Origin of the sequence: Paenibacillus sp. MSJ-34, from assembly GCF_018918005.1 — a bacterium.
Lineage (GTDB): Bacteria > Bacillota > Bacilli > Paenibacillales > Paenibacillaceae > MSJ-34.
Window position 1 is genome coordinate 1 of record NZ_JAHLPR010000047.1, and the last position, 12,972, is coordinate 12,972.

The following is a 12,972-nucleotide window of genomic DNA, read 5'->3' on the forward strand; positions in this document are numbered from 1 at the left end:
AACAAAATCCCCTCCAAAGAATGTTTTCTCAACAATCTCATTCTAAACGAGGATTTTGACTATGGCTCCCTTTATTTTTGAAGCCTTAGCATTTTACACAATTATACGGACTCAACTCTTGGTTCATATAGTTTGAATAAAAAATGTTGATGAATTAAGATAAAACTTTAATACCATTCGGTGAATAAAGGGGTATGGAAAGCCATTAGCGTTACAAAGACCTCCATAGTATTTTAGGGAAACATCACTACATGATTTGACGATTTATCACTATCACCCAATCATGAAAAATCATGCCCGTTAGAGGCTCCATGTCAAGCCACAGGGTTTCTGGAGCCGCTCCATCCTTCTATTTGTGCTACTTTCGTGTTTATACTACTATTACGGATAAGATCGGTTTAATACTTCTCACCGTGCTGAACCATTCCAACGATAATACGTGCGAGTTTGCCGATCAATTTGAATATCCATTCGTACTTTTTCATGCCTCTCTTCACGTTCTGCTTATGCCACTTTTTCAAATACGGAAACTGACCGAGTGCCAGTACTTGGAAAAGGTATTTTCGTAATCCGCTGTTTCCTTTTTTGAGAGGTTGACCTGTCCCTTATACTTACCGGATATACACTTGATATGCATAAATAGCACTGAAAGTAGCTCGAAGAGGTAGTTATGTATGTATGTATACCTAATACAAGTCAGCACGGCGAAGCAACTATCGACCGTGTGCATAAGTGCAAAGGTGTCTTCCATCGCAAGGATTGTGGAAAAATGAAGATTGTGCATTGCCCTTGATGCTCCGAAAATGCTTCGCTAAAGGTCGCGTCTAAGTAATAACTTGATTTTGTGCTCTATCTTTTCAGATGTGCGTTCAGTGGCTGAGGGATCTCGTTGTAAGTTCGTCAGGCGTCCTCTTATTGCTAATATAGGTAGCCGACCATTTCGCTTGGGTCAATCTTTGAGCTTTGTATAGGTTTTCGATATAAGGTCTCTAGCAACATGACCAATGCCTTGTCTGCATAGAGACGATCAGCCGAAGTAACTACTAGACCGTTTACTTGTGATTCAACTATAAATTCTATAGGTATAAGGTGTATACGATGAGCGCGAAGTACATCTAGTTCCAGACTTTTTCGCAATGTATTCTTGTGTTTTCACCAAACGAATATGCTGCTTGATATGACGGTCATGTCCGCGATTTGAAGGGCGGTTAGATCCCAGAGGATCATGAACAAGGCTATACGAACGACTTTGCACGGCCTCATGGTCCGTAAATCCCTGATCAGAGCATTAATTTTATCCGAATACATTGTCTCCGTATCGACAGGAGACATATTTCTCTTCACTATGTCAGTACAGCAGGCTCATTGGAGAGGATCACGACAGAGTAACCTGAGTAGAATCTAGTAAGCTTTAGTTTTCCATTCTTTGATGTGATTCCTCGCTTATCCTTCGTTAATTGCTGTCATCTACATGAAAGTAGATCAAGGTTCGCAAGGGGAAGTTGCTTCATTTTCGCAAAAGTTATGGAGTATTTATGCTGGTCAGCCCGCCGAGCAACTGCTGAAAGCTTTCATTAGCCGTGATCTGACATTTCAGTTAGGATTCGCTTTGCTGCAACTGAGCCTCCATAAGTCTCCATAAACAACAACGTGGAAGAACCCACGAATAGCTTAAAGCCCAATAATCCAGATCACTGTCTCGGGAAGGACTGATTTTAACAACTGTAGACATTTGACAACTAAATTTGTAAGGTTATCCATAGAAATCTCCTTTGTTGAAGCGTTTATTGTTGAAGTTCTGGTAGAAGATTTTTTTTGTCCAGAAATTTAACCCAGTATTTTTATTCATAGGAAATAATCGAATTTTGTCGAAGTTAATGCAACGCTAGTGACGGAGAGCAAGATCACTCCCTTTAAATTAATGAACTTGATCTAAAGCCAATAATTCAATTTTTGTCTTAAAAAATGTCCCCTAACCGAGTTTGGATACCCTCGTATTATTATTTTTAACCCTAATCGACTTTTTCTTTTCATATAAAGAATTGGCACTGTTATGGAGACTAAAATCTCGCAACAGCGCCAACCTTGTGTCAATATCAAAACCATCTATTAGTCAATTTCAAATTCAGACGATATTATAGTAGATCTTACATAAAGTTTGAGAAAAGCAGTACTTTTCTTAATAGGATATATAATTTTAAATCTCAAACGCGCATAAGCAGGTTCAGTAACTGTCTGGTATTTATCAATTACTTGCAAATCTTCATCCTCATAATCATATAAAAGCATCGTAATAGAATAATCATAAACTCTATCAATAGAGGATATCTCTAAATGATGAGTTGCAAGTGTTAAATCTGCATAGAAACTTGCTTTGGTAACAGCGTTTCCTCCCTCAACTTTATACTTCTTCTTCGTTTCATACTGAATTGAAAAGTCATCATTTAAGGGACTAAACTTTTGGTAGACAAAAGAACCGTCTGGAAAATAGTATATTTTTACTTTTGATGTTTCTTTTGATACGTCCATAGCGAAATAATCTTTCGGAATTTGCGATAACATTTCCGGTTTCTGAGAATCTAAGAGTTCACCGCTATTAATTTTTTGCAGTAATGCCGCTTGAGTTTCTTCATCAACATTAAATTGTAACATATAGTTTTTCCAGGCCTGTAAATCTGCTGAATCAGAGTGCAGATTATTACGATCTTGAGCATGTGCAGTTAATGTAAAAATAAGAACAAATACGAGTGTCAACAGTAAAATTTTCCTATACATTTTATTACCTCCTTTTTTTCCATATTATAACTAATATTCCAATGAAAATGAAGGCTTTTGATTTAATTTTTAATAAATATATCATTTCAATATAGAGATTCATATTAATATAATTAATAACATCCTAAAATTCGAAGATGTAATTTGTAAAAATGCAAATTTAGTCAATTATTATCAATATTGTTTTGAAATATTCCTCCAACCGAATAAATTACAAATTTTCAATGCTAAACTAATAAAATTATTTATGATAAGACGAAAGTAACAGTAGTTCATAAACATTTAAATTGACCAAAAACCCCAAGGTATAAATATCTAATTCGTTATTTGTGGGAGATAAGGATAAATTTAAAAGATTTTAGAGAATACTCATTTGTCGAAAAGTACTACCGTTTTGCGTAAAGGGGAACAATGTTGTAAAGTATGAGGAAATTGTTATGAAATAAACAAGCGTACGACAAAACGATACTTCGGACATCAAGCTGGCAAGGAGCAGAGAGAGTATGAAAAAGGAATTTGCAGAAATTTCCGATTCGGAACGTCAAAGTATGAATCCTCTCTATTTACAAGAAATGGAGAGAAAGATGAAATCCAAAAAACTGCTGAGTTGCTGCATTGCAATAAACGAAACCGTCGCGTTCCGGTACGATCGCGACCCTCATTCGGCGAATCGCTTGCATAAAATCAATTCATGCACGAAAAGCGTCTTGTCCGCACTTGTCGGCATTGCCGTGGAACAAGGGATTATCCCCGGGCTGCATACCCCCATTTCCCGTTACTTTCCGGTGCTGGACAAAGATAAAGACCCCCGGAAAAGAGAAATAACGATCGATCATCTCCTAACGATGACCGCAGGATTCAAATGGGAGGAATACCGCAAGCGGGTTTCTTATCCCGCCATGATCCGCAGCAAAGACTGGGTGCAATATACATTGAAACAGCCGCTGATCGCAAACCCCGGAGAAAGCATGGTCTATAACTCTGGCTGCTCCCATCTGCTCGCAGCCATTTTGCGGCAAACGTCCGGAATGAATGTGAGCGATTACGCGCGCACGCACCTGTTCGCCCCGCTGGGCATCGACGAATATGATTGGGAGGAAGATCCGCAAGGCATGAGCATCGGCGGTTTCGGCCTCCATCTATCCATCCGGGATATGGTCAAATTCGGCCTCTTGTACGCCAATAACGGGCAATGGAAAGGGAAGCGTCTGATCGGTGAAGATTGGGTGAAGCAGACCACGGTCCCCCTGCATCTCTCCTATGAACAAGTCGGCCATTACGGCCGGCATTGGTGGACGTCTTCCTTCCGCGCCGGCAACGGGAAAGAAACCCGGGAAGAACGCTATTTCTTCGCGCTCGGATACGGAGGACAATATATTATTGTCGTCCCTTCGCGCCATATGGTCGTGGCGATCGCAAGCGACAACTTCAAGCGATCGAGCCGGCCGGTCGATTATTTCCGCGAATATATTGTGCCTTCCCTGCAGTTTTAAAGATAGTAATTGCATATCTCACTAATTAGCATCTTCTGTCAAGGCCTGGCACATCATTCAACTTCCACGCTCCCAAGGCTTAGGCGAAATTCGCCTCACTTGACTATTGTAAATGGATTTCGCAGTTACATGGCGGGGGCAAGCATGCATAAGCAGGCGCCCTCGCGATGCTTTTTTGTTTCCCAGTTTGAAGTACAGTAAATGCTTCAGGCATTTGCCAGGAAAAACGAACCACGCTCCCCACGATTTCATGAAACGGCAGCCCGTTTCATTCGTATAACTACTGATCAGGATTTTCATTCGAAAGGAATCGGAAGATATGCGAAGCAACTAGAGCTATATTTCGGATGAAGAGAGACAAGCCTTATATTAGAGGGAGTGGGACAAATCGTGAGAAAAAAATGGTTCGCAGCCGGCATATTTGCGATTGCGATCGCTACAGCGTTAACAGGTTGCAGCCCTGAACCGCAGCAAACGTCGCAAGCACCGGAGGAAAAGGAAACCCCCGTTCAAATTGCCAACATCGAAAAGGGGACGATTAGTCAACAGAACGAAATGATCGGCACGGCCGAACCTAGCAAATCCGTTGACGTCATACCGAAATTAAACGGTGAACTCGTGAAACTGAACGTCAAAAAAGGGGATTTCGTCAAAAAAGGCGCTCCGCTCGGCAAGATCGACGCCGAAGATTTGGAAATTCAGCTTCAATTGGAGCAATTCGGACTCGAACAAGCGCAAGACCAATATAAAAGCGTCTACGCCCAAACGCAATCGGGCCCGGAGCTCGACCAGGCCGAAAGAGGCGTCGAGCAGGCCAAACTGCGGGTGAAGCAAGCCCAGAACCGGCTGAACGACGCACAATTGACGGCGCCGATTAGCGGAAGGGTCATTCGGGTTACCGCCGAAGAAGGCGGATTCGTTACCGCAAGCGGCCCGCTGTTCACGATCGTATCTACCAATCCGGTGACGCTGACCGCGAACGTAAGCACCAATCAAATGCTTATGCTGCAGGATCGCGCCGAGGCGCAAGTGACCGTGCCGGATCTCGGGCAAACGTTGACCGCGCGCATCACCTATTTGGCGCCCGTTGCGAACGACTCGGGTTTCTACCGATTGGAAGCGGAACTGGATAACGCGGAAGAGAAGATCAAGCCCGGCATGATCGCCAAATTCATTGTCGAACAAGAGTTAATGAAGGACGCTCTGATCGTTCCGACCGAATCGATCGTGGAGAAAGGCGGGGAGTCGTATATCTTTATCGTGAAAGACGGGCGCGCGGTGGAGAAAACCGTCGAAGTATTGGAATCGCAAACGGAAACGTCTGCCGTGAAGGGCGAATTTAACGAAAACGATCAAGTTGTCGTGAAAGGCCAAATTACGCTTGCCGACGGCAATAAGGTGAAAATAATCGAGGGGGCGCGATAACGTGAAATTGATTGACGTCTCCGTTAAGCGTCCGGTCGGCGTGTTGATGATCGTTCTGGCGATTATCGCACTTGGCTTCGTCAGTTTGCGCAATTTGGCGATCGACCTGTTCCCGAAAATCGATTTGCCGATCGCCGTCGTCGCGACTTCCTATCAGGGAGCCGCGCCCGAAGAAATCGAGAAATTGATTACGCGGCCGCTGGAATCTTCGTTAAGCACCATACAAGGGATCGATACGGTTTCATCCCAATCGCAAGCCAATTCCTCGCTTGTCATGCTGCAGTTTAAAAACGGAACCAACATGGATAACGTGCTGCTTGACGTTCGGGAGAAGGTGGACCAGATCAAAGGGATGCTGCCCGATGATGCGAACGATCCGTCCGTACTCCGGTTCGACCCGAACCAAATGCCGATCATTACGCTCGGCTTGACCGGCGCCGAACCCGAGAACTTGCAGGAGATCGCGGATAACAACATCGTGCCTTACCTGGAAAGGCAAAACGGCGTTGCGTCCGTATCCGTCCAAGGCGGGAAAACGCGGGAAATACTCGTGGAACTGGACCGCGCCAATTTGGCCCGGTACGGCTTAACCCCTTCGCAAGTCGTACAAGCGTTAAATATGGAGAATAAATCGTCGTCCGCCGGCGCCGTTTCCAAAGGAGTGCTGGAGCTGCAAATTCGCGTGAAAGGCGAATTCACCTCGGTGGAGGACATTAAGCAAACGTTGATTCATCTGCCTGCCGGCGGCCAAATTCAAGTTAGCGATGTGGCCACGATCAGCGATACGTTCAAGAAGCAAAGCTCGCTAACGCTCGTGAACGGCGGGCCTGCACTTGTGCTATCGATTCAGAAACAATCCGATGCAAATACGGTCGAAGTAGCGAATCAAGTGCATAAAGCGATGAATCGGCTGCATGACGACCTGCCGGAAGGAATCGAATTATCGATGGTTGCCGATACTTCAATCTTTATTCGGCAATCGATCGACAGTGTCGTCAACAATATGATTAGCGGCGCAGCGCTTGCCATGCTCATTCTCATTATATTTTTGCGCAGCGTCCGCTCGACGATCGTTATCGGCATATCGATGCCGATCTCCGTCATTTCGACGTTTACGCTCATGTATTTTACCGGCCAAACGCTCAATATTATTTCCATGGGCGGGCTTGCGCTCGGCATCGGCATGATGGTGGACAACTCGATCGTTATTTTGGAAAATATTTTTACGTACAGGCAAAAAGGAATGCCGATGAAAGAAGCCGCCGTCAAAGGCGCTTCGGAACTGGCTTCGGCCGTCATTGCGTCGACGACGACAACATTGGTCGTATTCTTGCCGATCGTGTTCGTTCAAGGGCTGACTGCGGACATCTTCCGCCCGCTCGCCCTGACGGTTTGCTTCTCGCTCGTCGCATCGCTTGTCGTAGCGATTACGCTCATACCGATGCTGTCTTCGAAGCTCGTATCCGAGAAGAGACTGCTGAAGGAAAAGAAGCAAGGACGGATGGCAAGACTGTTCGGTCTTTTCAACCACTTCATTGCCTTCTATAAAAAGATATTGAATTGGGCGCTCGGTCACCGCAAAACAACGGTATTCGGCACGATCGTCCTGCTGCTCGGAAGCTTTTTCCTGGTGCCGGGGATCGGCATGGAGTTTATGCCGGGCGGCGACCAGGGACAGATTCAAATTTCGGTGCAAACGCCGACCGGCACGAAGCTGGAAGAGACGAAGAAGGTCGTCGACGAAGTATCCTCCTTGCTTGCTCCTTACGGCGATGTCATTGAAACCGCGTCCGAGTCGATCGGAGGAGGGGGTCCGTTCGGCGGAAGCGCCAATTCGGCTTCTTTTACCATTCAATTAATACGCGCGACAGAACGGGATATTACGACAAAAGAAATGATGCAGCAATTAACCGACAAGACCAAAGATATCGCGGGAGCGGAAATTACCGTGTCGGCGATGGAATCCGGCTTCGGCGCAGGCGCTCCGATCCAAATCCGCTTGAACGGGCAGGAACAGGAAATGCTGGAAGAAGTCGCGAATCAAGTCGTCTGGATGATTTCCGGCATCGAGGGCGTATATAACGCGGAATCGTCGGCGGCGGAAGGAAATGCGGAAATGAACATTTCGGTCGACCGCAGCCTGGCGGCTCAATACGGTTTAACGTATCAGCAGATTATGAATGAAATTTCGCTTGCTGTTAACGGGCAATTGGCGACGCAATACCGCGAGGGCGGAAACGAATACGACGTCAGAGTCATTATGCCCGAAGAGAGCAGATCAAGCATCGCATCGCTGCAAACGTTGACGATTCAATCGCAAAGCGGCCAATTGATTCCATTGTCGGCCGTGGCCGAGTTCAAGCAGGTTCAAGGCCCGGTCATGATTCAACGCGAAAACCAGCAGCGCCAAATCAACGTTACCGCCGACATTGCCGGCAGAGATTTGGGCAGCATCTCGACCGAGATCGGGCAAACGCTGCAGAAGATGAACTTCCCGGACGGCTATACCTACTCCATGGGCGGACAAACGGAGGATATGATGGAATCGTTCATCGATCTGGGGATCGCTCTCATCTTCTCGATCTTTCTCGTTTACGTCGTCATGGCCGTCCAGTTCGAATCGCTGCTGTATCCGTTTATTATTATGTTCTCCATGCCGACATCCTTCGTCGGCGTGCTGCTGGGACTGTTTATTACGGGAACGGCGCTTAGCGTAACCGCCTTGATCGGCGTCATTATGCTCGCGGGGATCGTCGTGAACAACGCGATCATTCTCGTCGATTATATTAACATATTGCGAAGAAGAGGATTGGATCGCAAAGAGGCGATCATGCAAGGGGCTCCGAGCCGGATCCGCCCGATCTTCATGACCACCTTAACGACGGTGCTCGGCTTGGTGCCGCTCGCGCTGGGCATCGGGGAAGGCGCGGAGATGCAAGCCCCGCTTGCGATCGTCGTTATTTTCGGACTGTCCTGCTCGACGATATTCACCTTGCTGCTCGTTCCGGTCATGTATACGTACCTTGACGATTTCTCGAATTGGTTGAAGAGGCTGTTCAGAAGAAAAAATCAAGCGGAAACGGCCGTCGAAGCAACCGTATAAAGAACAAATGCAAAAACCTCCGAACTGCGAGATTAGGCAGTGACGGAGGTTTTTCGTCGTGACCGAGGGCTTGTTCACAAGGACCACTCATCGGACAGCAGGATGTACAGTTCGACGAGAAATGCGGCCGGATACAAATGATACGGATTCAAGTCCAGCTCAAGCTTGCGCAGCAACCGTTGCGTAATCCTCCAGGCAAGTTCGTCCCTCTTCTGACTGTCAAGCGACGGCATCCGTTCCACATAGGCGGCCAGGAGCAGCCAGTCGTCCCGCTCTACCTTGCCGCGGGCGGCGTCCGGAATCGTTAAGGAGAAGCGATGCTGCATTCTCCACTTGTCAAGCCATTTCTGCGTTCGATTGCGGATCGTTCTCCGCTCATGTTCCAAATCGCGAACAACGATCGTCCCCGCAGCGAGATCGCCGAGCCTTTTGTCCAGCGGATGAAAGAACATCCATAACGCGCCGGCAATATAGAACGACGGCAAAAAATCGATCAAACGGAAAAAATTGCGAATTAAAGCCGACAGCAACGTCACCGGCTGCCCGTTCTCTTGGACAACGCGCAAGCCGAGCCATCTTTTGCCGAACGTTTGCCCCGCCATGTAATATTCCGCCAGTGCGTAATAAGCGCCGGTCAACAGCGCGGCGAAGACGATCAGGAACGCGATGGCGTATTCTCCGAATAGATCCGCGACGGCCAAATCAAACGGAATGAGAATCAAACCTGTCAGCAGGCTGACGATGCCGAACGCCGCCAGCAACAGGAGCATGTCGGCGATCAGCGCGGCCGCCCTGCTGCCAAGCCCGGCCGTCTGCAGATGGAGCCTGACATGCTCGGGCGTAACGACGGTCGCTTCTCGGTTATAGCTTTCGTTCATTCATTTCTCTCCTTCTTCCCGAATTTATGGTACTATTTATTTAATAATGGAAGGAGACCAAGCGATCCATGGATATTCAACGATTTATTCGCGAACATAAGCGGCTTTGGTCCGAGCTCGACGGATTGCTTAGCCGGTTCGAACGACGGAAGCGTTCGGTGCAGGCGGCCCAAATTGACCGCCTTACACAGCTGTACAAGACAGCCTCCGCTCATTTGGCTTATGCGCAGACGTATTATCCGAACGATGAAATCGGACTATACTTGAACCAGCTTGTTTCCCGCGCCCATCACGCGCTGCATGCCGAACAATGGAAGACGTCCAACCGGCTGGGCGATTTTTTCAAACGGCGATTCACCGGCTATATTCTGGAGCGAAGATGGTTCGTCTTGCTGGCGCTGCTCCTGTTCGGCGTCGGAGCGCTGTCCGGCTTTATCGCCGTATGGCAGGATCCGTCCCATTTGCATGCCGTTATTCCGGCTGAAATCGCCGATCGGATCGACCCGCATCGCGTGGGGGAAGGCCACGAAGATTTGCAAAGCGCGATCGTCTCCTCGTCGATTATGACGAACAATATTCGAGTCGCCATTCTTGCGTTCGCCAGCGGCATTACCTTCGGCGCGCTGACCGTATATGTGCTCGTGTATAACGGCCTTCTGCTCGGCGCGTTAGCCGCGGTATTCTGGCAATCCGGCCAAAGCTACGTATTCTGGGCGTATATATTGCCGCATGGCATCATCGAATTGACGGCGATCTTCATCGCCGGCGGCGCCGGTCTCTATATGGGCTACCGGATGATCAATCCCGGTCCTTACACGCGCAAATACATGTTCCTGCGTTCCGTTAAAGAATCCGCGCTGCTGTTGGTCGGAACGATCCCGCTGTTCGTTATTGCCGGCATTATTGAAGGATATATTACGCCTTCCGCGCTCTCGCTGGAAGCGAAGTACGGCGTCGCCGCCGCAACGCTCGTCGCCTTGGCGCTCTACATCTTCTACGGCAAACTGAACGAGAAGCGGACGCCGCAGGCGGAATCCGGGGCCGCCGGGCTATAGCACGTCTTTCTCTTTGACGTCCAAATACCGGTTGACGGCGGTCCATGCGAGTTCTCCTACGGGAACGTCAATCACTTCAATACCGCCGGCCGCCATCTCGGCCGTATACGCTTGCCGATCAAGCGCGAATTTATGCGACATGCTCTTGACGTAAGCGTCGGTTGCGCTCTTCGTTTCGGCAAGCGTCCACCGGTGCAGCGTTTCGTCGCGCAGCCCGAGCAGCAGCAGATGATGCTGCCGCTTCAACCGCATCAAGAGCGGTTTCAACCCTTCCTCGAACATATAGTTGTCCATATCGGAGAAGAGCACGGTTAAACTCCGCTTTTTCTGCACAAGCATCAAATACTGCAGAGCGGTGCCGTAGCTTGATTCCACAAAATCGCTCTTCAAGTTATATACGGCTTCCGTCATCGCCTGCAAATGGAGCAAACCGGCTCCCGGCGGCACATACGCTTTCACCCGGCTCGAGAAGGCAAGCAATCCAACCTTATCCCCCTGCTTCAAGGCGACAGCCGCGAGCGACAAAGCGGCCTCGAGCGATACGTCGAGCTTGGTGCGGCCGTCAAGTTCAATGCCCATCATCCGGCCGCAATCGATCAATATCGTAATCACCTTGCCCCGCTCCGGCCGGAACACATTGGCCATCAACGTCCCGGTTCTGGCCGAAGCCCTCCAATTGACAAACCTCGGATCGTCGTCCGGCACGTACTCCCGAATCGAGTGGAATTCCGAACCTGCGCGTTCCTTGCGGTATATTCGCTTTCCTTCCAACACCAAATGATTTTGCATGGAAGCGAGTATGCCCCGAACGCCGGATAAATCCGGATATATTTTCACATCCTGCTCCAGCGCAACCCGCATCTGCTTCATCCACAGCCCCATTTTCCCGCGAAATCGAAGACGCAGAAAGCGCAGCCGGTACTCCCCTCGCTCGTGCCCGGCCGTCGTATAGCGGATCGCCGCCGCTTTCCCCCGCCAAGCTACTTTCAGCGGCTCGGCCGGAGCGGTAAATTGCTGCGGCAAATCGTCGGCAAGCTCCAAGATCAAGTCGACCGGGTGCGCCGCTTCCGCGTGCACCGTCACCTCGAAAGGCAGGCCGATATCCGCCTGCTCCGGCACGGAGCGGCTGACGCTAACGCTTCTACGCCGCGGAAGCAGCGACACGTCGAGCACGCTTGCTCCGAGCAGCGCACCGTTGACGAGCAGCAATGCGGCCGTTCCGTAACCCGCAGCGTATCCGGCGGCCACCAGCGCCGCCCCGGCACCCGCGAGCCATGCCATTCGGGTCGTCGGAACGATCAGGCGGCGTTCGAACGCGTCAGCGAGGAACCGGAACCGTTGCCAACGTTTCTTGGATGAAGTGGTCACTCGTCTCCCCCTCCAGTTCGGCTTGCGGCGTCAACATGAGGCGATGGCGCAGCGCCGGCACGGCCACCGTCTTAATATCGTCCGGCGTAACGAAGTTCCGTCCGTCGAGGAGCGCCCACGCGCGGCCGGCCGTCATTAAGGCGATCCCCGCCCGCGGGCTTGCTCCGAGCGACAGCCGTTTGTCCTCGCGGGTTTTGCGAATCAGCGCGGCGATATACTCCACCAGCGAGTCCTGCACGACTACCTGCCCCAGGCCCGCGCGCAGCTCCTTCAACCGTTCGAGCGTCAGAGCCGGTTCCGCCGGCCGCCGCTCTTCAGCATAGAACGGAACATGATGTTTCAATATATCGGTTTCCGCTTCCAACGATGGATACGATACCGTTAATTTGAATAAAAACCGGTCGAGCTGCGCCTCCGGCAGCGGATACGTCCCTTCGTATTCCACCGGGTTTTGCGTGGCGACGACGAAGAACGGGTCGGGCAGCCGATACGTCGTTCCTTGAATCGTCACTTGCCGTTCCTCCATCGCTTCCAACAAAGCCGACTGCGTCTTGGGCGGGGTGCGGTTAATTTCGTCGGCAAGCAGCAAATTCGTAAATACCGGTCCCCGAACGGTCTGAAATTCATTCTCCTTCATATTGAAAATAACGCTGCCGGTAATATCGCTCGGCATCATATCCGGCGTAAATTGCACCCTGCTGAACGAGCCGTCGCTCAATTCGGCAAGCGTGCGCACCATTTTCGTTTTTCCAAGCCCCGGGACGCCTTCGAGCAATACATGTCCCCCGGCCAAAAATGCGGTCGCCAGCAGCCGAATATTTTTCCGCTGCCCGATCACAATCCGCTCCATCTGCTCCAATAAATGCTGCAATCGG

Annotated in this window: 8 protein-coding genes; 4 read left to right on the forward strand and 4 right to left on the reverse strand. The window is 49.6% G+C overall.

Annotated elements, in window-relative coordinates; genetic code table 11:
* Positions 1 to 2,109: 2,109 nt before the first annotated feature.
* Positions 2,110 to 2,775 carry a hypothetical protein gene (locus KQI79_RS21610; RefSeq protein WP_216540384.1) on the reverse strand — a complete coding sequence of 222 codons (666 nt, stop codon included), beginning with the start codon at positions 2,773 to 2,775 and terminating at the stop codon, positions 2,110 to 2,112.
* A 584-nt stretch (positions 2,776 to 3,359) separates the two neighbouring features.
* On the opposite strand from KQI79_RS21610, the gene KQI79_RS21615 reads away from it, so the two are divergent.
* The 3 genes from KQI79_RS21615 (at position 3,360) to KQI79_RS21625 (ending at position 8,796) form a co-directional block, all read left to right on the forward strand.
* Positions 3,360 to 4,268: a serine hydrolase domain-containing protein gene (locus KQI79_RS21615; protein ID WP_253298322.1), complete on the forward strand. Its 909-nt coding sequence runs from the start codon at positions 3,360 to 3,362 to the stop codon at positions 4,266 to 4,268.
* Between the two features lie 390 nt (positions 4,269 to 4,658).
* Positions 4,659 to 5,693 (forward strand): efflux RND transporter periplasmic adaptor subunit, encoded by a 1,035-nt coding sequence (locus KQI79_RS21620; RefSeq protein WP_216540385.1) that lies wholly within the window; start codon positions 4,659 to 4,661, stop codon positions 5,691 to 5,693.
* 1 nt (position 5,694) lies between these two features.
* Positions 5,695 to 8,796, forward strand: a complete 3,102-nt coding sequence (locus KQI79_RS21625; protein ID WP_216540386.1) for an efflux RND transporter permease subunit — start codon at positions 5,695 to 5,697, stop codon at positions 8,794 to 8,796.
* A 74-nt stretch (positions 8,797 to 8,870) separates the two neighbouring features.
* Here the strand turns inward: KQI79_RS21625 and KQI79_RS21630 are convergent, their stop codons facing one another.
* Positions 8,871 to 9,674, reverse strand: coding sequence for an RDD family protein (locus KQI79_RS21630; protein ID WP_216540387.1), 804 nt, complete (start codon positions 9,672 to 9,674; stop codon positions 8,871 to 8,873).
* Positions 9,675 to 9,742: 68 nt separating this feature from the next.
* Between KQI79_RS21630 and KQI79_RS21635 the strand changes: the two genes are divergently transcribed.
* Complete coding sequence (locus tag KQI79_RS21635) at positions 9,743 to 10,729, forward strand: stage II sporulation protein M (protein WP_216540388.1); 987 nt, start codon at positions 9,743 to 9,745, stop codon at positions 10,727 to 10,729.
* On the opposite strand, the gene KQI79_RS21640 is transcribed toward KQI79_RS21635, so the two are convergent.
* Together KQI79_RS21640 and KQI79_RS21645 are read right to left on the reverse strand one after the other, a co-directional pair.
* A complete protein-coding gene (locus KQI79_RS21640; protein ID WP_367398225.1) occupies positions 10,724 to 12,097 on the reverse strand; it encodes a DUF58 domain-containing protein in 1,374 nt (457 codons plus the stop codon). The two genes, KQI79_RS21635 and KQI79_RS21640, sit on opposite strands and share 6 nt — an antisense overlap.
* The gene (locus KQI79_RS21645) at positions 12,048 to 12,968 is read right to left on the reverse strand and encodes an AAA family ATPase (RefSeq protein ID WP_216540389.1); all 921 of its coding nucleotides are present in this window, start codon (positions 12,966 to 12,968) and stop codon (positions 12,048 to 12,050) included. The genes KQI79_RS21640 and KQI79_RS21645 overlap by 50 nt, the downstream gene beginning before the upstream one ends.
* Between the last annotated feature and the right edge of the window lie 4 nt (positions 12,969 to 12,972).